The organism is Bradyrhizobium sp. AZCC 1578, assembly GCF_036924675.1.
Classification (GTDB): domain Bacteria; phylum Pseudomonadota; class Alphaproteobacteria; order Rhizobiales; family Xanthobacteraceae; genus Bradyrhizobium.
In genome coordinates this window covers 4777955-4800043 of sequence record NZ_JAZHRZ010000001.1, presented here as the reverse complement: position 1 = coordinate 4800043, position 22089 = coordinate 4777955, and the positions used below count along the sequence as shown (strand labels likewise).

24 protein-coding genes, 1 tRNA gene and 1 pseudogene are annotated in these 22089 nt (G+C 63.5%); 11 read left to right on the top strand and 15 right to left on the bottom strand.

Annotated features, from left to right (window positions below):
* Positions 1-164: 164 nt before the first annotated feature.
* Positions 165-1094: a LysR family transcriptional regulator gene (locus tag V1290_RS22995; RefSeq protein WP_334366496.1), complete on the bottom strand. Its 930-nt coding sequence runs from the start codon at positions 1092-1094 to the stop codon at positions 165-167.
* A gap of 199 nt (positions 1095-1293) precedes the next feature.
* Here V1290_RS22995 and V1290_RS22990 point away from each other — a divergent pair, with 199 nt between their 5' ends.
* On the top strand, positions 1294-1719 hold the full coding sequence (locus V1290_RS22990; protein ID WP_334366495.1) for a YybH family protein: 426 nt from the start codon (positions 1294-1296) through the stop codon (positions 1717-1719).
* A 244-nt stretch (positions 1720-1963) separates the two neighbouring features.
* Positions 1964-2521 (top strand): HNH endonuclease, encoded by a 558-nt coding sequence (locus tag V1290_RS22985; RefSeq protein ID WP_057842830.1) that lies wholly within the window; start codon positions 1964-1966, stop codon positions 2519-2521.
* Positions 2522-2674: 153 nt separating this feature from the next.
* Here V1290_RS22985 and groL read toward each other — a convergent pair whose 3' ends face one another.
* Together groL and groES are read right to left on the bottom strand one after the other, a co-directional pair.
* On the bottom strand, positions 2675-4336 hold the full coding sequence (gene groL, locus V1290_RS22980; RefSeq protein WP_334366494.1) for a chaperonin GroEL: 1662 nt from the start codon (positions 4334-4336) through the stop codon (positions 2675-2677).
* Between the two features lie 53 nt (positions 4337-4389).
* A complete protein-coding gene (gene groES, locus V1290_RS22975) occupies positions 4390-4704 on the bottom strand; it encodes a co-chaperone GroES (RefSeq protein WP_334366493.1) in 315 nt (104 codons plus the stop codon).
* A gap of 295 nt (positions 4705-4999) precedes the next feature.
* On the opposite strand from groES, the gene V1290_RS22970 reads away from it, so the two are divergent.
* The 6 genes from V1290_RS22970 (at position 5000) to V1290_RS22945 (ending at position 10759) form a co-directional block, all read left to right on the top strand.
* The gene (locus V1290_RS22970; protein WP_334369144.1) at positions 5000-5926 is read left to right on the top strand and encodes a division plane positioning ATPase MipZ; all 927 of its coding nucleotides are present in this window, start codon (positions 5000-5002) and stop codon (positions 5924-5926) included.
* A 117-nt stretch (positions 5927-6043) separates the two neighbouring features.
* Positions 6044-6361 carry a hypothetical protein gene (locus tag V1290_RS22965; protein WP_334366492.1) on the top strand — a complete coding sequence of 106 codons (318 nt, stop codon included), beginning with the start codon at positions 6044-6046 and terminating at the stop codon, positions 6359-6361.
* A 248-nt stretch (positions 6362-6609) separates the two neighbouring features.
* A complete protein-coding gene (locus tag V1290_RS22960) occupies positions 6610-8127 on the top strand; it encodes an AMP-binding protein (protein ID WP_334366491.1) in 1518 nt (505 codons plus the stop codon).
* Positions 8128-8287: 160 nt separating this feature from the next.
* Positions 8288-9259 (top strand): S1C family serine protease, encoded by a 972-nt coding sequence (locus V1290_RS22955; protein WP_334366490.1) that lies wholly within the window; start codon positions 8288-8290, stop codon positions 9257-9259.
* 48 nt (positions 9260-9307) lie between these two features.
* A complete protein-coding gene (locus V1290_RS22950; protein WP_334366489.1) occupies positions 9308-10381 on the top strand; it encodes a phospholipase in 1074 nt (357 codons plus the stop codon).
* Positions 10382-10552: 171 nt separating this feature from the next.
* On the top strand, positions 10553-10759 hold the full coding sequence (locus tag V1290_RS22945; RefSeq protein WP_334366488.1) for a hypothetical protein: 207 nt from the start codon (positions 10553-10555) through the stop codon (positions 10757-10759).
* 79 nt (positions 10760-10838) lie between these two features.
* Here the strand turns inward: V1290_RS22945 and V1290_RS22940 are convergent, their stop codons facing one another.
* From V1290_RS22940 to V1290_RS22925, 4 genes and pseudogenes are all read right to left on the bottom strand, one after another.
* Positions 10839-11510: a DsbA family protein gene (locus tag V1290_RS22940; protein ID WP_334366487.1), complete on the bottom strand. Its 672-nt coding sequence runs from the start codon at positions 11508-11510 to the stop codon at positions 10839-10841.
* A gap of 30 nt (positions 11511-11540) precedes the next feature.
* A complete protein-coding gene (locus tag V1290_RS22935) occupies positions 11541-12326 on the bottom strand; it encodes a sulfite exporter TauE/SafE family protein (RefSeq protein WP_334369143.1) in 786 nt (261 codons plus the stop codon).
* Between the two features lie 99 nt (positions 12327-12425).
* Positions 12426-12902 carry a PaaI family thioesterase gene (locus V1290_RS22930; protein WP_334369142.1) on the bottom strand — a complete coding sequence of 159 codons (477 nt, stop codon included), beginning with the start codon at positions 12900-12902 and terminating at the stop codon, positions 12426-12428.
* A 20-nt stretch (positions 12903-12922) separates the two neighbouring features.
* A pseudogene (locus V1290_RS22925) lies at positions 12923-13069 on the bottom strand (thioesterase); the annotation flags it as partial.
* Between the two features lie 98 nt (positions 13070-13167).
* On the opposite strand from V1290_RS22925, the gene V1290_RS22920 reads away from it, so the two are divergent.
* Positions 13168-13764, top strand: coding sequence for a TetR/AcrR family transcriptional regulator (locus V1290_RS22920; RefSeq protein ID WP_334366486.1), 597 nt, complete (start codon positions 13168-13170; stop codon positions 13762-13764).
* A gap of 41 nt (positions 13765-13805) precedes the next feature.
* Here V1290_RS22920 and V1290_RS22915 read toward each other — a convergent pair whose 3' ends face one another.
* On the bottom strand, positions 13806-14276 hold the full coding sequence (locus V1290_RS22915; protein WP_334366485.1) for a hypothetical protein: 471 nt from the start codon (positions 14274-14276) through the stop codon (positions 13806-13808).
* Between the two features lie 251 nt (positions 14277-14527).
* Here V1290_RS22915 and V1290_RS22910 point away from each other — a divergent pair, with 251 nt between their 5' ends.
* The gene (locus V1290_RS22910; RefSeq protein ID WP_442893706.1) at positions 14528-15616 is read left to right on the top strand and encodes an AbrB family transcriptional regulator; all 1089 of its coding nucleotides are present in this window, start codon (positions 14528-14530) and stop codon (positions 15614-15616) included.
* A gap of 303 nt (positions 15617-15919) precedes the next feature.
* Here V1290_RS22910 and V1290_RS22905 read toward each other — a convergent pair whose 3' ends face one another.
* Positions 15920-16456, bottom strand: a complete 537-nt coding sequence (locus V1290_RS22905) for a disulfide bond formation protein B (protein ID WP_334366484.1) — start codon at positions 16454-16456, stop codon at positions 15920-15922.
* Between the two features lie 171 nt (positions 16457-16627).
* Here V1290_RS22905 and V1290_RS22900 point away from each other — a divergent pair.
* Positions 16628-16712, top strand: a tRNA-Leu gene (locus tag V1290_RS22900).
* A gap of 49 nt (positions 16713-16761) precedes the next feature.
* Here the strand turns inward: V1290_RS22900 and V1290_RS22895 are convergent.
* The 6 genes from V1290_RS22895 to V1290_RS22870 all read right to left on the bottom strand — a co-directional run bounded on the left by V1290_RS22895 (position 16762) and on the right by V1290_RS22870 (position 21967).
* The gene (locus V1290_RS22895) at positions 16762-17640 is read right to left on the bottom strand and encodes a LysR family transcriptional regulator (protein ID WP_334366483.1); all 879 of its coding nucleotides are present in this window, start codon (positions 17638-17640) and stop codon (positions 16762-16764) included.
* Between the two features lies 1 nt (position 17641).
* Positions 17642-18652 (bottom strand): phosphonate dehydrogenase, encoded by a 1011-nt coding sequence (locus V1290_RS22890; protein WP_334366482.1) that lies wholly within the window; start codon positions 18650-18652, stop codon positions 17642-17644.
* 10 nt (positions 18653-18662) lie between these two features.
* On the bottom strand, positions 18663-19469 hold the full coding sequence (phnE, locus tag V1290_RS22885; protein WP_334366481.1) for a phosphonate ABC transporter, permease protein PhnE: 807 nt from the start codon (positions 19467-19469) through the stop codon (positions 18663-18665).
* A gap of 4 nt (positions 19470-19473) precedes the next feature.
* Entirely contained in the window at positions 19474-20346 is an 873-nt protein-coding gene (gene phnD / locus V1290_RS22880; RefSeq protein WP_442895008.1) for a phosphate/phosphite/phosphonate ABC transporter substrate-binding protein, read from the bottom strand.
* A gap of 30 nt (positions 20347-20376) precedes the next feature.
* Positions 20377-21135, bottom strand: a complete 759-nt coding sequence (gene phnC / locus V1290_RS22875; protein ID WP_334366480.1) for a phosphonate ABC transporter ATP-binding protein — start codon at positions 21133-21135, stop codon at positions 20377-20379.
* 313 nt (positions 21136-21448) lie between these two features.
* Complete coding sequence (locus V1290_RS22870) at positions 21449-21967, bottom strand: DUF3592 domain-containing protein (protein ID WP_334366479.1); 519 nt, start codon at positions 21965-21967, stop codon at positions 21449-21451.
* Positions 21968-22089: the final 122 nt, after the last annotated feature.

The following is a 22089-nucleotide window of genomic DNA, read 5'->3' as shown; positions in this document are numbered from 1 at the left end:
GCGCTCCGGCATAGCCGAGGCTTTGCCTCGGCGTCTCAGAGGACGGCCACTGAAGGTGGCCTACGCCTCCCCCGCAAGCGGGAGAGGTGAAGCAAGTCCGCGGCCAAATCGATCTAACCAAGAGTCATCAGGCTATGGACGGGCGCGAACCGCAACGTGCGTCGCTACTGGCGATCGGCGGCGCGGGACCGGCCTCGCCCGTCAAACAGGCTGTGCTCACGCGCGAGGCCTTCTCCAACGATATCGAAGAAGGCACGCACGCGCGCCGTCTTCTTCAGATCAGCATGTGTCACGATCCACAATTCGCCAACCAGATCCGGCACCGCATTCGGCAGCGCGCGGGCGAGATCGCGATCGTCGTCACCGAGATAGCAAGGAAGCAGCGCGAGACCGATGCCGGCCTTCGCGGCGATGAACTGATTGACGAGGCTGTTGGTCCGGTAGACGAAGGCATCATCCGGCATCATTCGATTGAGCCAGTCGGCCGCCATGATGCCAACTGCGGTTTCTTCCCATCCGATCAGGGCGTGACGGCCGAGGTCTTCGGGGGATGAAACGGCCCCGCCTCTTTCCTTGAGATAGCCGGTTGCGCCGTAAACGGTCCACGCGACGTCGGCGAGTTTGCGACCCCAGAGATCGCCTTCCTTCGGCCGCATCGGACGAAGCGCGATATCAGCCTCGCGGCGCGAGAGATTGAGGACGCGGTTGTCGACCACGAGCTCGACGACGATGCCGGGATGGGTTCGCCGGAACGCGGCAAGATGGCTGGTCAGCTTTCGATACGCCAGCGTTTCCGAGGAGGTTACGCGCAGGCGGCCGGAGGGACGGTGATCCCGCCCCGCAATGTCGCGGTCGATGGCGAGCGCCTCATCTTCCATCCGCTCGGCCGCTGCCGCCATCCGCTCGCCGGCCGGCGTCGCTTGATACGCTCCGCCGGGAAGACGCTCGAACAGACGCACGCCGAGCCGCGTTTCCAGAGCATTCAGGCGCCGAAACGCGGTCGAGTGATCGATCTCAAGCGCCTTGGCGGCGCCGGTAAGGCTGCTTGCCCGATGCACCGCCAACACGAGTTGGGGCTCGTTCCAGTCCTCCATGGCGCAGACGTAAGCGCCGCTTGCAGTTTCGCAAGTGACGCTGGCGTACCTCCAACGTGCTTTCCGCCGCGCCAAACGTTACCTACCGCAACGGGAAGCGAGATGAGGAACTTCAGGTGACACCGATCCGGCCTTGCACCGGAGCGTGAGGCCACGGCCTCCTCGCATCGACAACCTTCAACACATGGGAGTCCAAGAAATGGGTGCTCCGTCCCCCGAACTTTGCAATCTCTGGCTGGCACGCGCGTTCAATGCGCAGGACGTTGACGCCGCGGCAGCGATGTACCACCCCGACGCCTCGATCGTTCAGGTCGACGAGGTCCATGGCGGCAGCACCGTCGCGCGCGGCGCCGACGGCATCCGCAAGACGATGGCGGCCTATGTCGGATTGAAGCCGCACATGGACGTCGTGACCCATCACACGACGGTTTCCGGCGACTTCGCGATGACGCGGTCGCAGTGGCTGATCAAGGGCACCGACGAAAACGGCAAGCGCACCGAGGTGCATCACCATGGTATGGAGGTTCACCGCAGGATGCCTGACGGCACATGGGTATTCTTCATGGATCACCCGTTCGGTGCCGATCCGAGCTGGGCGGTCGAAGCTCCGCCGCACACCGAATAGTCGCGCCATACAGCCCACGCCGGAGGCGAATCGCCCGGCCCGGGCCGCCTATCACGATGGATTGACCGCGAATGTCCGGCATTGGCGAGGTCAGGAACCGAGGCTTTTTCCAGGGTCACGGCAGAGAATCACGCGTTCCCGCTGCTGGATAAGCCTTGGAACGCTCTTCACAATCCCGTCACGCTGCCTGTAGTATGCAGGGCACACGCTGCTTCGCAGCTAACATGGGGGTCAGGAGCGTTACTTGAACGCACATGTCTCGCAGGGCGGTTGGCCGGTATTGGTGCTGAACGCGGATTTCCGGCCGCTGAGCTATTACCCGCTGTCTCTCTGGTCGTGGCAGGACGCGATCAAGGCGGTGTTTCTCGATCGCGTCAACATCGTCGAGCACTACGACCGCGCGGTGCACAGCCCGAGCTTCGAGATCCAGCTTCCCAGCGTGGTGTCGCTCAAATCCTTCGTCAAGCCGACCACGCATCCCGCCTTCACCCGCTTCAACGTCTTCCTGCGCGACCGCTTCGTCTGCCAGTACTGCAACGCGCATGACGACCTGACCTTCGATCACATCATTCCGCGCAGCAAGGGCGGCCAGACCACCTGGGAGAACGTCGTCGCAGCCTGTTCGCCATGTAACTTACGCAAGGGCAATCTAACCCCGCAGCAGGCAAAGATGTTTCCGCGGCAACACCCGTTCGCGCCGACCGTGCATCAGTTGCACCGCAACGGGCGATTATTTCCGCCGAACTATCTGCACGATAGCTGGCTGGATTATCTTTACTGGGACACCGAGCTCGATCCGTAGCAGACCGCCGCGGGCTGTTGTTGATGGTCGCCTGATCGGAGGCACGCCGAGCCCCGATCCATAGGCGGAGCGGTTCAGAATTCGTAGAGCGAGATACCCATCGCCGACGAAACGATGATTGGCGCGGTCGAAGACGCGCCAATCACTCCCGAGTTAGATCTGGTAATCCATATCGGCCATGCTCGCACCCGCACCCGGAGTTGTCGGCGGCGACTTCTTCTTCGGAAGTTCAGCAACCATTGCCTCCGTGGTGACGAGTAGGCCAGCTACCGATGCTGCGTCCTCAAGCGCGGTTCGCACCACCTTGGTGGGATCGATAATCCCCTTTGAGATCAGGTTGCCGAACTCGCCGGTCTGGGCATCAAAGCCGAAGGCGTACGTATCCTTATCCAGGATCTGTCCAATCACGAGCGAACCATCCTCGCCCGCGTTGATCGCGATCTGGCGGGTCGGCCACGAAAGCGCTTTCTTGACGATCTCGACGCCATAGCGCTCGTCCTCGTTGGCTGGTTTCAGCCTGTCGAGCGCCTTGCCGGCGCGGAGCAGGGGAACGCCGCCGCCGGGCAAAATGCCTTCCTCGACTGCCGCGCGGGTCGCATGCAGCGCGTCGTCGACGCGGTCCTTGCGCTCCTTTACCTCCACCTCGGTCGCCCTACCGACACGGATCACCGCGACACCGCCCGCGAGCTTGGCAAGCCGCTCCTGGAGTTTCTCACGATCGTAGTCGGAGGTGGTCTCCTCGATCTCGGCCTTGATCTGGGTAATGCGAGCTTCAATGTCAGCCTTCTTGCCGCCGCCGTTAACGATCGTGGTATTTTCCTTATCGATCCTCACATGCTTGGCGTGGCCGAGCATTTTGATGGTCACGCTCTCCAGCTTGATACCGAGATCCTCGGAAATCATGGTGCCGCCGGTAAGGATCGCGATATCCTGGAGCATCGCCTTGCGACGATCGCCGAAGCCGGGCGCTTTCACCGCCGCGACTTTCAATCCGCCACGCAGCCTGTTTACGACGAGGGTGGCGAGCGCCTCGCCCTCGACGTCCTCGGCAATGATGAGCAGCGGCTTGCCTGACTGCACGATGGATTCGAGCAGCGGCAGCATTGGCTGCAGTCCCGACAGCTTCTTTTCGTGGATTAGAATGTAGGGGTCTTCGAGCTCGACCCGCATCTTTTCGGCGTTGGTGATGAAGTAGGGCGAGATGTAGCCGCGGTCGAACTGCATGCCCTCCACCACTTCAAGCTCGGTCTGCAGCGACTTCGCCTCCTCGACTGTTATTACACCGTCGTTACCGACCTTCTTCATGGCGTCGGCCTTCATGGCGTCGGCGAGGAAGCGGCCGATCTCGGCGTCGCCGTTGGCCGAAATGGTTGCAACCTGCGCGATCTCATCGTTCGATGTGATCTTTTTCGAGTTCTTCTCGATATCGCCTATCAGGGCATCGATAGCGCGGTCGATACCCCGCTTGAGGTCCATCGGATTCACGCCTGCGGCGACAGCCTTCGCTCCCTCCTTCACGATCGCCTGGGCAAGCACGGTGGCCGTGGTGGTGCCGTCGCCAACCCGATCGGACGTCTTGGACGCCACCTCGCGCACCATCTGGGCGCCCATGTTCTCGAACTTGTCTTCGAGCTCGATCTCCTTGGCGACGGTGACACCGTCCTTGGTGATGCGCGGCGCGCCGAACGACTTTTCGAGAACGACGTTTCGGCCTTTCGGGCCGAGCGTTACTTTCACCGCATTGGCAAGAATGTCGACGCCGCGCAGCATCTTCTCGCGGGCATCGACCGAAAATTTGACTTCCTTGGCAGCCATGGTCTTGCTCCTAAGATACTGTTCATCGGTTACCCATTACATCGGGCGGGCTTTCAAGCGGCCTTGCGACTGGCGCCGGACTCCACCAGCACGCCCATGATGTCGTTCTCTTTCATGATCAAATACTCGGTGTCGTCGATCTTGACCTCGGTGCCCGACCATTTGCCGAACAGCACGCGATCGCCGACCTGAAGGTCGATCGGAACGAGCTTGCCGGCCTCGTCACGCCCTCCGGGGCCGACCGCCACGACCTCCCCCTGTTGCGGCTTCTCCCTGGCGGTATCGGGGATGATGATGCCTCCGGCAGTCTTTTCCTCGGCCTCAATGCGCTTGACGACTACCCGATCGTGAAGCGGACGGAATTTCATTGCGCTCCTCCTCGGCTGCTTGTGGAGATGACAGGAAATCACAGCCGTCGACAGGCGGAAGTCTGCGACAGGCGGAAGTCTACGGCTGACACATGCGACCTAGGTGGGTCAGAATTGCGCTTCAAGGGACTTGCAAAAAAATGATTGACGACAGCGGGGGTTGCAGGCGTTCCAGGAACAAACGGCTCCACGCGTCTGTTATGTCGTTGCCTGCCGCACAGGACTGCCGCGCCTTTGCAGAGCGCCCGTCCTGAGCAGGCTTGAAAAGCAACCGACGGTTCGTGGAGGCGCAGCCGTGCTTACCGCGCCTACATATCAATTGCGCCCGTCGCCGCATGTGGTCGTGGTCGGAAACGAGAAGGGCGGCTCGGGTAAAACCACAATCGCGATGCATGTTGCCGTTGCGCTGCTGAAGGCCGGCCAGCGCGTCGCAACCATTGACCTCGACGGGCGGCAACGGACCCTCACCCACTACATCGAGAGCCGGCGCGGTTGGGCGCGGCGGAGCCAGGTCGATCTGGAACTGCCGACGCATTTCTGCATCGCACGCGTCGAAGGCCCCATGGTGGCTGAAAACGAGGCCGCCGAATGCTCCGATTTCCAGCGGGCCGTTGCCGCCGCGCAGGATCGCCATGACTTCGTCGTGATCGATACGCCCCCGCATGACAGCTACCTGATGCGGCTCGCCCATTCGATCACGGACACCCTGGTGACGCCGCTGAACGACAGTTTTCTCGACCTCGACGTGCTGGCGACACTCGATCCGGTTACGTTGACGGTCACCGGGGTCGGCCATTACGGCGAGTTGGTGCGCGAGATACGCCGGCATCGCCGGCCGGTTGACGGCGCCCTCATCGATTGGGTGGTCGTGCGCAATCGCATTTCGGCGCAACGATCATCTACCGCCCCGGTTCTTTGCGGCTGCTTGCAGGAACTGGCTCTCAATGCAGGTTTCCGGGCCGCGACTGGCCTTCAGGAGCGGGCGATGTATCGCGATCTTTTTCCCCGCGGGCTCACCGCGCTGGACGAGCTAAGCGAGACTATGCCCGACACCGACGGGGAGGAGACATCTCGTCTCCCCGCGCGCCGCGAGGTTCAGGGCCTGATCGAGGCGTTGAAGCTGCCAATCAACGATCGCGGTCGCCGCCGTGCAGTGCTTCGCGCCGAATGGTTTGCTTCTCACAACAGCCCGCTGGATACCGAGATCCTGGCCGGTCCGTGAGCGGGGGGGCGCGTCATTACGGAGCCTGCGTCCAAAAAACTTCGTGAGCACCGGAACGCCCGTGCGCGGTGTGGGTTCGTTGGAAGCCGTAACAAGCAGCAAAGGAGATTGCGGAACATGACAAACAAGTCGCGCATTTGCTCGATGGCCGGCATGGCGATCGCCGGCTCGTTGGCCCTTGGCATCACCAGTGCATCCGCGCAGGCAATCTATGTCGATAGATACGTCGACCCCTATCCCGTGGCAGTGGCTCCCGGCAGCGTCTACGTCGCACCGGCGCCGGTTGTCGCGGCACCGCCGATTGTGCGGCCACGCACCGTCGTGGTCAGCCGTCGGGCCTATGTGCCGAACCCTGCGTTTGGCGCGCCGGTGCCTGTCGACTACGGACCCTACGGCTACACCACGGAAGTCGGTTATGGCATTTCCGACTGGTGAGCCCATCGCGTAGAAGCCCGACGCCTGCGTTGGAAGGGCCCCGCCGAGGCGGGGCCTTTTCTTTTCGCGCCGCGCGCCGATCCGTCGAATTCCTTGAGGAGCGGTTGGGCAGGACTAGGCGGCGCGCGCAATCTTGGAACGCAAGCGGCGCCTTCACTCAACCGTCCAATTCTGTCACGATAGTTTTTTGAGGCGCCCGCCTCGTCACAACCACAAGAGCGACATCAACGCTCCAACGGAAACGTCCCATGCTCATTCCTATCGCCGACGTGCCTCGCTGGTATGCCGAACGAAAGCCGAAGGATACGATCGCGGTTAGTCACGGCGCCGATGCCATCACTTGGGAGCAGCTCGAACGCAACGCCAACCGCCGCGCCCGCGCCTTCGCCGCCAAGGGCGTCAAGCCCGGCGATTTCGTCGCGATCGGACTTCCCAACAGCAACGTGTTTTTCGAAACTACGTTTGCGGTTTGGAAGTGCGGCGCGACACCGACATCGCTGACTTGGCGGCTGCCGCGCGGCGAGGCCGCAGCCGTGCTCGATATCCTCAAGCCATCGCTGGTGGTCGGCGGCCAGGCGGACTGGAATGCGCCGAATTCGCTGCCCGCCGATTTCGTCCCCGAAGGTTTTTCGGACGAGCCGGTAACCAATCCGGTAGCACGCTACTGGAAGGCGATGACCAGTGGCGGCTCGACCGGGCGGCCCAAGGTGATCCTCGATCACCGGCCCGCCGTGGTCGATACCGCCGGACCGGCGGCGCTTGGCATGCCACTCGGCGCTTCCGTGCTCAACCCTGGCCCGCTCTACCACAACGCGCCCTTCATCGTTTCGCACACCGCGCTGTTCAACGGCGGACGCGTCACCGGCCTCGTCAAATTCGACGCCGAGGAATGCTTGCGCCTGATCGAGGCCAGCCGGGTACAGTGGGTCAATTTCGTGCCCACCATGATGCACCGAATCTGGGCGCTGCCCGAGGAGGTGCGCAACTGCTACGACTTGTCGAGCCTGCAGATCGTGTTTCACATGGCCGCGCCGATGCCGCCATGGCTGAAGGAAAAATGGATCGAGTGGCTGGGCCCCGAGCGCATCTACGAACTCTATGGCGGCACCGAAGCACAGGGCGCCACGATCATATCGGGCGTTGAATGGCTCGAACACCACGGCTCGGTCGGCAAGATCGGCGATACCTGTCGCTTAAGGATCATCGGCGAGGACGGCAACGATGTAGCGCCGGGCGAGACCGGCGAGATTTATTTCCTGCCCAATGACGGCCCGGGCTCCACCTATCACTATCTCGGAGCCGAGCCGAAGCGCCGGCCTGACGGCTGGGAATCGCTCGGCGACATCGGCCGGCTCGACGCAGAAGGTTATCTCTATCTCGGCGACCGGCTCGCCGACATGATCCTGCGCGGCGGCGCCAACATCTATCCGGCCGAAGTCGAGGCTGCGGTATCGGCGCATCCCGATGTGCGCTCCTGCGTCGTGGTCGGCCTGCCCGATCCCGAGTTCGGGCAGCGCGTGCACGCTATCCTCGAACTCGACCGGGGCGCAGACGCGAAGGCGATCGCCGACGGCATGGCTGCGTTCCTGGCCGACCGGCTCAGCCGCTACAAGCACCCGGAAAGTTTCGAGGCCGTTGATGTCGGCCTGCGCGACGATTCCGGCAAGGTCCGCCGCACATTGCTGCGCGACGAACGCGTCGGCTGGTTGAAGGAGAACCGCGATTTCCGGATTGTGCCGGCCCGCGCGCGGGCAAATGTGGAATGATCCTTAACTGGCCCTGGAACAATTGTGAATCTGCCCGCCTTATAAGTCGCATACCGGCCCATTTGGGGGACACTTTCAAGACGGCCGTTTGCAGCATAGACTGTGATGAATTTCCCGCGCTTTCGTCCGAAACGCGCTCCGGTTCGCCAGGAGACCATCCATGCCTTCTTTGACCGAATGGAGAGTGCCGCCCGCAAACCAGCCGCGCCCGGGCGATTACGCCTTCGACCTCGACAAAGCCCTGTCGTCGGTGGTCGGGCTACATTCGATCATTCCACCCGATGCGTTCAGCGCCGAGACGCTCGGCACCGAACGCGCCGGCAATGGCGTCGTGATCGATGACGGGCTGGTGCTGACGATCGGCTACCTCATCACCGAGGCGGAGGCCGTCTGGCTGCACCGTAGCGACGGCCGCGTGGTGGAAGGCCACGCGCTCGGCTTCGATTTCGAGTCCGGCTTCGGCCTGGTGCAAGCGCTCGGCGACCTTGACCTCGATCCGCTGCCGTTCGGTTCTTCGGCCACTGCTGCGATCGGCGACCGCGTCGTGGTCGGCGGCGCGGGCGGGCGCACGCGCTCGGTCGCCAGCCAGATCGCGGCAAAACAGGAATTCGCGGGCTATTGGGAATATCTGCTGGATGAGGCGATCTTCACCCATCCCGCGCATCCCAATTGGGGCGGCACCGGGCTGATCTCGAGCCGCGGCGAACTGATCGGCATTGGCTCGCTGCAGCTTGAACGCGAGCGCGACGGCAAGGCCGAGCACGTCAACATGATCGTGCCGATCGATCTGTTGAAGCCGGTACTCGATGACATCAGAAAATTCGGCCGCGTCAACAAGCCGGCGCGACCGTGGCTCGGCATGTTCACCACCGAAATCGACAACCGCGTCGTGGTGGTCGGCATCGCCGGCAAGGGACCCGCGGCACTCGCCGAACTGAAGACCGGCGACGTCATTCTCGCTGTCAATGGCGACAAGATCACCAGCCAGACCGGCTTCTATCGCAAGCTCTGGTCGCTCGGCAGCGCCGGCGTCGACGTACCGCTCACGGTCTACCACGAGGGCCTCACCTTCGACGTGGTGCTGGCTTCGACCGACCGTGCCACGCTATTGAAGGCGCCAAGACTTCACTAGATGAAGACTTCACTGGATTGAGGCTGCATTGCAATAAGGGATGGCGTGATGAGTGAGGCCGTGGTGGACGACATCGTGGCCGTGCTGCCGCCACTGCTGCAGTCGCTCGAAGCCCTCGGCTTTATCGCGCGCTACCTGAACCCGCCCGATTTCGACCGCGTGATGGAGGCCGCAGGCCAGCCTGACGAGGCCTTGCGCGCGGTTCGGTCGAAGCTCGCAGAATGGCCGGCGGAGTTCGCAGATATCAAGACCTCCCTCGACGCGGCGAGCGATGCGGCGCTCGCCGCGTTCGCTGCTCTGCGCGTCGTGCAAAATGGCAATGGCGATCTCGTTAGCGTGTTTCGCGCACTTCGCTACGCTCCGCGCGCGCAGGAGGCACTATATGCGCTGGCTACAAAATTGCCGCCGGTGAGCGAGTTCTTCGTCGACCCGTCGCTGCGCGACGACGACGATCTCGCGGCGCGGCTGGCGGCGCCAGCCAATCCAAATACCGGCGTCTTTCACGATCATAACGAGTCGGGCAGCCGCGGCGGCTTCTCCGCCTACGTGCCGGAACATTACACCCCCGACCGCGCGCTTCCGCTGGTGATGGCGCTGCATGGCGGCAGCGGCAATGGCCGCGGCTTTCTGTGGAGCTGGCTGCGCGATGCCCGCAGCCGCGGCGCGATCCTGGTCGCCCCGACCGCGACCGGCTCGACCTGGGCGCTGATGGGCGACGATACCGACACGCCGAATTTGATGCGCATCATGGACGCCGTACGCTCACGCTGGAACGTCGATCCCAGGCGGATGCTGCTGACCGGGATGAGCGACGGCGGCACGTTCTGCTATGTCACGGGATTCGAGAGCGCCTCGCCCTTCACTCACCTCGCGCCGGTCTCGGCAACGTTTCATCCGCTGATGGCCGAAATGGCCGATGCCGACAGGCTACGTGGCCTGCCTGTTCACATCGTGCACGGCCGGCTCGACTGGATGTTTCCTGTACAGGTGGCGCGGCAGACAGCCCAAGCGCTGTCGGCCGCTGGTGCCAACGTCATCTATCGCGAGCTCGACGATCTCAGCCACACCTATCCGCGCGAGATGAATGCAGAGATATTGCAATGGCTGAACAGCCATGCCTGACCACCGATGATGCTGCCGACACAATCTCGTCGCAAGCTGATGGCGACCGGCACAGCCACGGGGGCGGCACCTTCCGCCTCGGCTCCCCGCCCGGCGCCGCCGAAGGCGCGATCCTAGATCGGGGAACCATCCCTCGTCTTGCGCGTTAGTGAGCGGTCACGGAGGTATCGCATGCGGACGTTTGTCGGAATGATTTTGGGCGCGCTGCTGCTAGTTTTCGGCGTCTATGTCTACGATTCCATGCGGACGTCGAGCGTCGCCAGCGGCCAGGTCGCGCAGGCCAATCGCACCCTCGTCAACTGGGATGTCGTGGCAGAGGACTGGAAGGCGCTGAAAACGCGCGCTCACGACGATTGGGTCAAGCTCTCGTCGCGATAATTGCTTGATAATCTCCTGGCGAGATCAATCGCAACATTCGAACGCCGTCGTCCCGAACGACGGCGTTTTGGCGCTCTAGCTAATTGCTTTTCTTCGCCTTGCGCGCGTCGGCAATCACCATCTCGAATTCCGCCATGGTCAGGATTCCCGGCACGCGGAACTTGCCGACGATGAAGGACGGCGTTCCCTTGAATCCGAAGGCCACCGCCTGATCGTGGTTGCGGGCGAGAATGGTGTCGATTGCCTTCGCATTCGAAGTGAGGTCGCGGTTGAGACGGTCCATATCGATGCCGGCGCCTGCCACCAGTTCGCGGATGCGCGGTTCGGTCAATTTCGAACTGACGCCGATCATCGCCTCGTGCGCCGGCAGGTATTTGTCCTGATACTTAGCGGCGAGCGCCACCCGCGCCGCGTATTTTGAGACGTCGCCCAGGATCGGCCAGTCCTTCAGCACCAGGCGGACCTTGCCGTCGTCCTGCACCACCTGCTGGATCTCGGGCGCGATCTTGCGACAATACGGGCAGTTGTAGTCGAACCATTCGACGATGTTGATGTCGCCGTCGAGATTGCCGGTCGCGGGAGCGTCGGGGTCGCGGAGCACCAGGGCTTCGGTCAGGATGTCGTCGCCTTGCGCGAACGCCGGACGCGACATGCCCGCGCCGAACAGGGCCACGCCCGCGCCGAGCAAGCCAAGCGCTTCGCGCCGCGTCGGGCCTGGGATCGTCCCGGCCGGATTATTCAATCGCTTCATCTGGGTCTCGCCAAGGGCCGCATTTCCTGTCTACGGCTGAGATAGGGATATGTTACGCGCCAGCATATAGAGCGCCACGGCAATAATGACCACGGCGAACACGATGTTGAGCGCGCCGCGGCGCTCGGCGAGGTGCCGCGCCGAACGCGTGCCGGCCAGTCCGCCGGCGAGGCCGCCCGCCACGAACAGTCCCGCCAATGCCCACGACACCAGCCCGGACCAGGCATAGCTGGCGGCCGTGGTCAGGCCGAATGCGGTGACCGCGACCAGGGAGGAGGACACCGCGTTCATGATCGGCATGCCGGTCGCCAGCATCAGGGCCGGTACGATCAGGAAGCCGCCGCCGATGCCGAAGAATCCCGACACCGTTCCGGTGGCGAGGCCGAGGCCGACGATAGCTGGCATGTTCGCCATCGAGACCTTGACGTCAGGCATGCCGATCCGCGAGCGCGTCTTCAGCATCAACAGCGCGATGACGATCATCACCAGCGCGAACAGCGCCAATAGCCGCTGACCGTCCATCATCTTGCCGAGGATCGAGCCACCGAAGGCGCCGGCCATGCCGGCCGCGGCGAAGATCAGCGCGCAGGACCAGATCACGGTGCCGCCGCGCGAATGGTTGGACAGGTTGAGCGCGGCGTTGGCGGCCACCGCAATCGCGCTGGTGCCGATCGCCATATGGGGCTCTGCCACGCCGACCACATAGACCATCAGCGGCACCGCCAGAATCGAGCCGCCGCCGCCGACCAGGCCAAGCGAGAAGCCGACCAGCATCCCCGACGCCAGTCCCAGCACACCTTGCGCCGTGGAGATGATCAAGTTGAAAGACTCAGTTGCACGGCGCAACCATAGAAGAATTTTCTGCAGATCGCCATGGCCGCAGCACAAAGCTGCACTGCAATGCGCATCAGCCGATCAGGCTGCGACATGCCCCCTCTCTGGCGATGCGCCCTCGCGGCTGGTCAGCGCCATCAGCGTGCCGGTCATGGTCGCGATCAGCGTCTCCTTGCCGTCATCCGCCGCATAGGCGCGGGCCTCGCACACCGTCAGCGTGCGGCCGGGCTTGACGACGCTGGCGCGGAACGCGAACCGCTCGCCGCGCGCCGGCGCCAGCAAGTTGGTCTTGAATTCCACGGTGAGAATCCCCGCACCCGGCGGCATCAGCGTGAAGGCGGCGATGCCACAGGCATTGTCGAGCGCGGCCGTGATGATCCCGGCGTGGATGAAGCCGTGCTGCTGGGTGAGGTCGAGCGCATAATCCATCGCGAGATCGACCTCGCCCGGCTCCAGCCGCGCGATCGAAATGCCGAGCGTCTTCATCGCGCGCTGCTGCTCGAACATGGCGGTGGCGAGCGCGCGATAATCCGGGTTCTTCGGCTCGAAGCGCGGCATGGTCACGCCATCGCCGGTTCGAGATGCCGCATTGTCAGCCCGAGCCGGGCGAACAGATTCCAGTTCGCCTCGTCGAACTTGCCGACATACCACATGATGTTCATGTGCCCGACATGATCGCATTGCCACGGATAGACCGTGCCGCGATAGGTCGCGTCCGTTTCCATCGTTTGCTCCCGCTCTTTTGTTTCTTGATACGGTAGCGTATCAGGCCCTCTCCAGGTTAGCAATACGGTACCGTATCGACACTCGGTGGGACCGGACCATGAGCAATGCCAAAGAAGCGGCGCGAACCGGAGAGGCGCGCGCCGGCGAGGTTCGCCACGAGAGCTGGATCGAGGCCGGCTTTGAGGAAATCGCCCGGACCGGCGTCGAGGGCGTACGGGTCGAGGTGCTGGCCAAGAACCTCGGCGTCACCAAGGGCGGTTTTTACCGCCGCTTCCGCGACCGCGCGGCTCTGCTGGACGCCATGCTGCAGCACTGGAGCGCGGGCCGCATCGCCGCGATCGAGAAACAGACCAGCCTCGACGGCGCGACCGCGCGCGAGCGGCTGAAGGCGCTGATCGCGCTCTATTCCGAGCGCATGAACACCGAGGCCATGGCGGTCGAACTGGCGATCCGGCAATGGGCCCGCTCCGACGAGCTGGCAGCCAATGCGGTGGCGAGCGTGGACGCTGCGCGGCTGAAGAATGTCGGGCATCTCTATCGCGCGACGGGACTGGCGGCCGAGGAGGCCGACGCGCAGGCGTTCCTGTTCTACTGCTTCGTGTTCGGGCAGAGCCTGCTGTTTCTCGAACGCGGCCAGCGCAAGCGCGCGCAACTGGTGGCGAAGTCGGCCGAAACATTGCTCCGCGAAATATAGGCGCGGCCGAAACCTCCGGCCGCGCCCACGTCGATTGCTGGCTAGGCCGAGCCCTTCAGCTTCTTGTTGCATTCGCTGTAATAGCCGCCGCCCTTCTGGATCCACTTCATCCCACCATTGGCGTTGCTGGCCTTGTTGGCGTTGTATTGATCGAGGCAGGTGTGGAAGCGCTGCTTCGTCGCCGTCTCCTTCGAATATTTTGCGTCGACCGCGCTCGGAAAAGTTGCGGGGCCGGACGGCGCCGCCGGTGCGGCTTCCTTCTTGGCAGCCGTCTTCTCTTCCTTCGGCGCGGCGGCCGGAGCCGCAGCGGCGGCAGCGGGCGCGGCGTCGGCGCCGCACTGGGCTTTCCGGAAGTCGTTCCACTTCTGGCCGCCGAGCGTGCCGGCGGCCTTCGCAGCCTGGTATTTGGCGCTGCATTCCTGCGCCGTCAGGGCATTCGCCTGCGAGGTCATCGCAAACGCAGCCAATGCCGACAGCGCACACGCGCCCAGTATTTTTGCCTGAATAGTCATCCCTGGTCTCCTTAGGGCAGTAGTCATCTGCGGTGCCCATCCTAGCGCAACCACAGCTTGCGACAACGCATCGGACGAACCCTGCGGTAAAAATTTTCTGACGGCGAAGAGGCGCGATTCGTCGTGGCATTCAGCCCGTGTTCAGCCAACGCTACGGGACGTTTGTGCAGGCATTGTGCAGACGCTAGCCACGCATTGCTGCAATCGCGTGACGCATTTGTCCGGTGCAAGCGGATTTGCCATAAGGCGGCGTGAGCCTGATCCCCGCCTCGATATCCTCCGCTATGGCCGATCGCGCCAAGATTCTCGGCACGCTCGAGACGCTTGTCGTCGGCGCCGCCGGCGGCCTCTTGTTTCTGTGGCTCAACCTGCCGGGTGGGTTGATTTCCGGCGCGATGGCTGCGGTGGGCGTCGCCGCGCTGGCGGGGCGGCCGGTCACCATGCCGGCGATCCTGACGCAGAGCGTTTTGGTGCTGCTCGGCATCACGCTGGGCTCGCTGGTGTCGCGGCAATTGATCCAGCACATGAGCGCCTATCCCCTGACCATCGGCCTGTTGGCGCTGGCGACGTTCTGCTCGACCTTCGGCTCGAGCTTCTATCTGCAGCGCGTGCACGGCTGGGACCAGACCTCGGCGCTGCTGGCGGGAAGTCCCGGTGCGCTGTCGCAGATCACCATGCTTGCCGCCGAGAAAGGCGCCGATGTCGCGGCAATCGCCGTGGTGCAGACCATGCGCGTGATCATCCTGACCGCCGCCCTGCCGCTGCTGCTCGCCTTCACCGGCGTCGCGCAGAGCGCGCCCATGGAGCTGATCAGCCTCGTCGTCGCCTCGCCGCTCGAGCTCGTCGTGCTGGCCGCCGCTGCCCTCGCCGTCGCGCTGCTGCTTCGGCTGGCAAAGTTTCCGGCGAGCTGGATGTTCGGCGCGATGATCGCCTCCGCCGCGCTGCACGGCACCGGCCTGATCGAGGGCGGCCTGCCGCCCTGGATGCGCGGCGTGGCGCTGGTCGGCATCGGCGCCGTGATCGGCACGCGCTTTGCGCGGATCAGCAAGTCGACGCTGCTCAGCCACATCAATGCCGGGCTCGGCTCGTTTGCGGTCGCGATTCTCATCTCCTCCATTTTCGTCACGGTGATCGTGCTGAGCACTTCTGTGCGCTTCGCCGACGTCGTGGTCGCCTTTGCGCCGGGCGCGATGGACGCCATGCTGGCGCTGGCGCTGACGCTGCACATCGATCCGATTTTCGTCGGCGCCCATCATCTGTCGCGCTTCGTGTTCGTCTCGATCACCACGCCCGGCATCGTGCACCTGTTCGGCCGCCCGCAGGAGGACGTGGACGATTAGATGAGGTCGATTTTTTGCGGCCGATCCGCTCGTCGTCCCGGCGAACGCAGGGCCCCATAGCCACCGCTTGCGGAAATGGCGCTACGCGAGACGGCTTCTTCTCACAACAAACAGTCGTGGTTATGGGTCCCTGCGTTCGCAGGGACGACGGGATCGAGGCGAGGACCTCTCAACATGTCGCCCCTGCGAACGCAGGGGCCCATACACCGCGGCCCGCGCAAAGGGCACAAGGGGCGACGGCTGCGCTTGTAGGCTGGTGATTGGGTCCTGTTTTTCGCAGGGACGACGACTACTGCGACCGAGCTACGCCCGCTTGGCCGACACGATGCCCCACATGGCGATCGCCGCCATCGCCAGCGAGATCAGCACGTTGTAGCCGGCAAGCGAGAGCCCGAGGAAACGCCACTGCACCTCGTCGCAGCGGATCACCTTCACCGTGTCGAGGCGCTGCAGCAGCGTGCCGGCGCTGCCGAGATCGGCCAGCGGGCCGGAGCAATCGGTCGGGCCCTGCCAGAATTGCCATTCGACGCCGGCGTGATAGCCGCCGAGCCAGGCATTGGCGAGCGCCGCCAACAGCAGCACCGCAAACCCGGCCAGCGCTACCTGCCGCGGCGCCCCGCGCGACGCGGCAAAGGCGATCACGAGGCCGAGCGGGACCGCCAGATAATAGGCGTAGCGCTGTTCGAGGCAGAGCGGACAGGGGCGGATATCCAGCACGAGCTGGAAGAACCAGGCGCCAGCCAGCGTCGCCGCGGCGACGACCGCGATCGCCAGTGCGGCAACGACGACCGGATCGGCGGGATGGCGCGCGTGCGACGAATGGAGGGCATCTGACGTCACGGATGTGCTCCGGAGCATGGTTCATGCTCAAAATAGGCATCAGCCTCCTATCCCGCCACCGCCCAGGTGTCGAGACACACCACAATCACTTCCACGCGGGTTGACCCGGAAGCGCCGCCCGCTATATTCCGCCGGCTTCGCCGCACCGGCCTCCGGGCCTCGCGTCCGAAGGCCCCTGTGGCGGAACTGGTAGACGCGCTCGACTCAAAATCGAGTTCCGCAAGGAGTGCTGGTTCGATTCCGGCCAGGGGCACCACGCTTCGCTGCTTTGCAGCTTCGGCTAGGCAGGCGGCCGACAGCGACGGCTAAATGGTAAGGCCGCGCTCCCAGCTTAGCGACGCCTCGAACATCGCCATCGCCGGAGCCGTAGGCGGCAAGGACTCGGGAACGATCAGCTTGATCTCCTTGGCGAGTTGGGCCCCTTCAATTCGAAGCGCGACGAGCTGCTCTGTAGCGACTTCGTCAGCAACTGACGCTTCCATGACAATCGACGCACCGTGGCCGGCGCGGACTGCGCGCTTGACAGCCTCCGTATTGCCGAAACCGTCGATGATGGTCAAAGATTTCGCGAGTGGACCGAGTTGCTGACGCAGCAGATACCCCGTGCCGGTCCCGGATTCACCGCCCAGCAGCGGCTCGCCTTGCAGTTCGGCCACGGATACGGAGCCAAGCCTGGCCCAGCGGTGATCAGGTCCGACGATGACGACGAGTGGCTCCCTCGTCCAGGTGCGCGCGGTAAAGCCGGGCCTGCCGTCCCACCATTCCATCGCTGCAACATCAGCCTCGCCCCGCTCCAGACGGGCGGCGACATCTGCGTTCGATCCAATCCATTGTTCGACGGGAACGCCGGCACGCTGCCGAAAGACTGCAATGTGGGGCTGCAGCAGATAGGTGCCGACGTTGCTCGATGCCGCCAGGCGCAGCACCGGGAGATGAATTAGGCTGCGCACGCGGGAGGCCGTCTCGACCAGCGAGCGTGCCAGTGGAAGGAAGCGCGCTCCTTGATCGGTCGGCATGGCGCCGCCACGCTGCCGTACCACCAGCGGCGCAGCCAAGACTTCTTCAAGCTGGCGGATGTGATCCACGATGGTGGAAGGCGCCAGATCGAGCTGGCGCGCGGCCGCACGAACGCCGCGGGCGGCGATCACCGTGACGAACGAGCGAGCATGGGTCAGGTTCAGCATTTCATGCGGTCAATGCAGGATTTCCTAGGCGCACCGGCCTGTTGATGAGCCCGCCAGGCACCTTGCCGGCGAGCGCCTCGATGATGCTGGTCGCAGCGGATAACTCGATCTCGCGACGCACCGACATCACGGCCGATCCGATATGTGGTGTCAACACGGTCCGGGCGCCCGGCCGGATCAACCTTGCGTCGATCGTTGCGGGCCGTTCCTGCCGCGCCCAATCCTCGCATTCGAAAACGTCGGCGGCATATCCGCCGAGCTGACCGCTCTCGAGCGCATCGGCTACGACCGCTTCATCGACCAGCGAACCGCGCGCGGGGTTGACGAGCAGCGCCCCGCGCCGCATCCGGCCGATCGCTTCGGCGTCGATCAGGCCGGTGGTGGATTCGGTCAGCGGCAGGCCCAGCACCACGAAGTCGGCGAGCCCCAGCACGTTCTCCAACGCCATTCCCTCGACACCGGGGCTCTCGAACGGCTCGGCGTCATACGCAATGATGCGACAGCCGAATCCCGAGAGCCGGCGCGCGATGGCCTGGCCGACGCGGCCGAACCCGACGATTCCCACCGTCGAGTTGTCGATGCCCGTTCCGTAAAGCTGGGGCCGCCAGCCAGCGAATCCCACTGTGCGAATTCCGGCATCGCCGGCCGGAATATGCCGTCCAAGCGCGATCATCAGTCCGATGGCCAGTTCAGCCGTCGGCTCGGTGAGAAGATCCGGCACGATTGTCACCTGGACGCCGCGTTCGCTTGCCGCATCCACATCGATATTGTCATAGCCCTTCAAAGCGGCGCCGATAACCTTCAGGTTCGGGCATCGCGCGAGAAAGGCGCGATCGACGCAATCGGTCATGAATGCCATGAGCCCGGCCGCTTCCCTGCAGCGTTCGATTACCTGGTCATAGCTCCATGGCTCGGGCCCATCGTTGGCAACGACGCGAGCAACGCCTTCGAACGCGACGCGCGTCTCGGGGAAGACCCGGTTTGTCAGCACAATAAGCGGCAATTCTGTCATCGGGAGACTATTACTTGAGCGATTTTCGCAAGTACGCGCCGACGCTGTCGACAATGACGACGCAGGCGAGGATCGAAAGCAGGATGGCCGACACTTGGCTGTAATTCAGTAGCCGCAGCGCCGAGATTAGTTCGAAGCCGATTCCCCCTGCACCGACGATGCCGAGCACGGCGGAAGCCCGGAAGTGATATTCCCACCGGTAGATCGTAACATCGGTGAGTTGCGGCAGGACTTGCGGCAGAACAGCGTGCTGGATGACCTGTAACGGCGTCGCGCCCGCGGCGCGAGCCGCTTCCAGCGGCTTGGGATCGACATGTTCGATGGCCTCGGCATAGAACTTGCCAACCATGCCGACCGAATGCAGCGCCAGCGCAAGGACGCCGGGCAGCGCGCCGAAACCGACCGCCGCGACAAACAGAACGCCAAGGACGATCTCCGGCACCGAGCGCAGGAAAGCGAGGAATGTCCGCACGGCCAGATAAACAATTGGGTGCGGACTTGTATTGGGCGCAGCCAGAAGGGCGAGCGGCAGGGAGAAGGCCACTGCGAGCGCGGTGCCGGCGATCGACATCGCAAGCGTATCCAGAAGCGGCCGCAGCCATGACTGCCAACGGCTGAAATCCGGCGGCACCATTTCGGAGGCCAGCGTACCAATCGCCGGCCCGCTTTCCAGAAACCGTTGCGCGTCGAAGAAGCCGGTGGCCGCCAGGGCTGCGACGCACGCAGCGACGATCAAGCCGACGAGGCCCGCCCCGCGCAAGGCGGAGCGGCGTTGCTCCTCAAGAATGGCGTCGAACGTATGGGAAACCGATTTCATCTTTTTACAGCTTGGCTACGTCGAGCTGGAGCACTTTCGCCATGTCGCGCAACACGTCGTAATCCTTGTCGGTTGCGGTCGCGATGGCTTCAACGCGGAACAGCTTGAGGATGGCGGGGTCCTTCAGATCCAGGAATGCCCGCTTGATGGCGTCCTTGAGCTCGGGTTTCAGAAAACCTTGCACCGTTAGCGGGTAGTTCGGAATGGGTTCGGACAATGCGAGCTGCCGAATCCTGGTCGGATCAATTTTCTTGGTCTCGACCAAGACGCGATAAATCTGCTCCGAGAGAGCGCCGGCTGGCACCTGCCCAGCCGCGACGGCACGCGCGACCGCATCGTGCTGGCCGAGATGGACGACCTTGTAGTCCGCGTCGCCGATCAGCCCCTGTTTGGCGAGATGGGCGCGCGGCGCAAGATGGCTTGACGTAGAGGCCCGGTCGCCGAACGCGAATGGCTTGCCCTTGATGTCGGCCAGTTCCTTTACCGGACCATCCGCGGTGGCGATGAGGATCGACTGGTAATTGGGCTTGCCCTTTTCGACGCCGACACCAAAGGGCTCGATATCGGGCGCCTTCGACTTGGCAAGCACGTAAGAGAACGGGCCGAAATATCCCACCTCGATGCGACCGAACCGCATCGCCTCAATCATCGACGAATAGTCGGTGGTGACGATGATCTCGACGGGCTTCTTCAGCACGTCCTCGAGATACTTCTTGAGCGGCTGTGCATTCTGAATGATCGTCGATGCATTTTCGTCAGGCAGCAGGGCGATCCGCAGCTTATCGGGGCTGGTCTTGTCGGCGGCAAACACCGGAGCGGCGAGCGCGCAGAGGCCGGCCGCGGCCGACCCGACAAGGAAATTGCGGCGTTGCATCATCTGATTTCTCCATTCAGATTGACGGCCCGACTAGGCCGCCTTGGCCAAGCCCTTGCGTTCCGTCGCGTAGATATGATCGAGCGTGACCGATCCGAGTTGATCCGGCGCGCCTTCGAAAACGACGCGCCCCTGCGCCAGCCCGATGATGTGATCAGCGAACCGGCGTGCCAGATCGACCTGATGTAGACTGACGATCGCGGTAATGCCGTCCTCGCGGCAAATTCGATGAAGATCCTCAAGCACCCGGACGGAGGTGGCGGGATCGAGGCTTGCGACCGGTTCATCTGCAAGCACGATCTCGGGCTTCTGGGCCATGGCGCGTGCAATGCCGACGCGCTGTTGCTGTCCTCCGGAAAGCTGGTCGGCTCGGTCCAGCGCCCTGTCGGCGAGACCGACCCGGTCAAGCGCTTCCAGCGCGAGCAGGCGGTCAGCGCGTGGCAGCGGAAAAATCGATCGCAGGACACTGTGCGCGGCGAGCCGTCCAGTCAGCACGTTGTCGAGTGCCGACAGCCGGCCGATCAAATGATGTTGCTGGAACACCATGCCGGTCCGCCGCCGATGCGCCCGCAACTGGGCGCGGCTGCCGAAGATCGATCCGCGACCTTCAACACAAACCTCACCCGAAGTCGGCCGCACCAGCCCGTTGAGGCTGCGCAGCAACGTCGATTTGCCCGCGCCTGACGTGCCGAGAAGAACGATGAACTTCCCCCGCTCGAAAACGGCGGTGGTCGGCCGCAGCGCCTCGACGCCGTTGGCGTAGGTAACGGTCACGTTCTGGAGTGATAGCATGTCCAAATCCGGAAGCTGTTCGTCATTTCCGAACAAAGGCCTTCGTTGTTCGCTTGGTCTGGCTATCAACGATCCATGACGTAGGGATGACGCCGCTCGACGCAGGCCGATGCCTGACCTGCTGGCGGAACTCGACGGACGTGCTCGACTAAAAATCGGCTTTTGCAAGCAGTGGTCATTCGATTCCGACGAGCGGCACTTGCCCTCACTGCAACGCGGCTTCGACCGGGCAAGCCGATCAACGCTTGCGCACGAACGTATCCGCACAACCGACAAGGCGCCGCCTTTGCCGCGGGCCTTTGGCGTTACCTGCCTAACGTGACCTCTTGAGCCCAGCGCCATGCCTTGGCGGGCTGGCTGCATCAACGACATGCAATGGTGCGTCGAAAGCCCGCGACACCCTCTTGATCAGTACGATCATGACCGTTGCGACGATCAGGAAGATCGATCCGATGAAAGCCACGATGATCGGCATCAGCCAAAGGGAAAACACGCCTCGGATGGCCGCCGATTCGGGTACATCGGGATCGTAGAGAACCGAGACAGTCTGTCCGGTGCGATAAGCCGGCGGATTGGTGCGCAGCCCGGACTGAAATTCAATGGTGCGACCGTCCATCGTCTGGAAGCGCACGACTGGCGCAAACAGGTAGCCCTTATCCTCGCTGTCGCGCAGGCGCACCATCTCGATCACCGACCCCGGCGTTTCAATTGCGCGCGCAATCCATGTTTTTGTTGACCAGACGCTGAAGCCCGCTCCGAGCAATAGCAGCAGGCCAACCGGTATCAGGACGAACTTGGCAATACGGCTGAGAAAAACTGCAGGATCTTCCATGAAAAGACGCGCCCTGCGGCAAACATTGTTGTAGGCGAGGATGTGTCTTGGCGCGGACCGAAAGGTTCAATGCCCCGAGCAGGTGTCATGACACTAGCGGCGAGCTCAGCGCCCAAGCAACG

Coding starts and splice junctions, on each gene's coding strand:
- phnD (WP_442895008.1), bottom strand. CDS start 20,346: ATGATGCAACGCCGCAATTTCCTTGTCGGGTCGGCCGCGGCCGGCCTC.
- phnE (WP_334366481.1), bottom strand. CDS start 19,469: ATGAAATCGGTTTCCCATACGTTCGACGCCATTCTTGAGGAGCAACGC.
- V1290_RS22960 (WP_334366491.1), top strand. CDS start 6,610: ATGCTCATTCCTATCGCCGACGTGCCTCGCTGGTATGCCGAACGAAAG.
- V1290_RS22890 (WP_334366482.1), bottom strand. CDS start 18,652: ATGACAGAATTGCCGCTTATTGTGCTGACAAACCGGGTCTTCCCCGAG.
- groES (WP_334366493.1), bottom strand. CDS start 4,704: ATGAAATTCCGTCCGCTTCACGATCGGGTAGTCGTCAAGCGCATTGAG.
- phnC (WP_334366480.1), bottom strand. CDS start 21,135: ATGCTATCACTCCAGAACGTGACCGTTACCTACGCCAACGGCGTCGAG.
- V1290_RS22955 (WP_334366490.1), top strand. CDS start 8,288: ATGCCTTCTTTGACCGAATGGAGAGTGCCGCCCGCAAACCAGCCGCGC.
- V1290_RS22965 (WP_334366492.1), top strand. CDS start 6,044: ATGACAAACAAGTCGCGCATTTGCTCGATGGCCGGCATGGCGATCGCC.
- V1290_RS22995 (WP_334366496.1), bottom strand. CDS start 1,094: ATGGAGGACTGGAACGAGCCCCAACTCGTGTTGGCGGTGCATCGGGCA.
- V1290_RS22895 (WP_334366483.1), bottom strand. CDS start 17,640: ATGCTGAACCTGACCCATGCTCGCTCGTTCGTCACGGTGATCGCCGCC.
- V1290_RS22930 (WP_334369142.1), bottom strand. CDS start 12,902: ATGCCGCGCTTCGAGCCGAAGAACCCGGATTATCGCGCGCTCGCCACC.
- V1290_RS22915 (WP_334366485.1), bottom strand. CDS start 14,276: ATGACTATTCAGGCAAAAATACTGGGCGCGTGTGCGCTGTCGGCATTG.
- V1290_RS22945 (WP_334366488.1), top strand. CDS start 10,553: ATGCGGACGTTTGTCGGAATGATTTTGGGCGCGCTGCTGCTAGTTTTC.
- V1290_RS22920 (WP_334366486.1), top strand. CDS start 13,168: ATGAGCAATGCCAAAGAAGCGGCGCGAACCGGAGAGGCGCGCGCCGGC.
- V1290_RS22950 (WP_334366489.1), top strand. CDS start 9,308: ATGAGTGAGGCCGTGGTGGACGACATCGTGGCCGTGCTGCCGCCACTG.
- V1290_RS22990 (WP_334366495.1), top strand. CDS start 1,294: ATGGGTGCTCCGTCCCCCGAACTTTGCAATCTCTGGCTGGCACGCGCG.
- V1290_RS22940 (WP_334366487.1), bottom strand. CDS start 11,510: ATGAAGCGATTGAATAATCCGGCCGGGACGATCCCAGGCCCGACGCGG.
- groL (WP_334366494.1), bottom strand. CDS start 4,336: ATGGCTGCCAAGGAAGTCAAATTTTCGGTCGATGCCCGCGAGAAGATG.
- V1290_RS22870 (WP_334366479.1), bottom strand. CDS start 21,967: ATGGAAGATCCTGCAGTTTTTCTCAGCCGTATTGCCAAGTTCGTCCTG.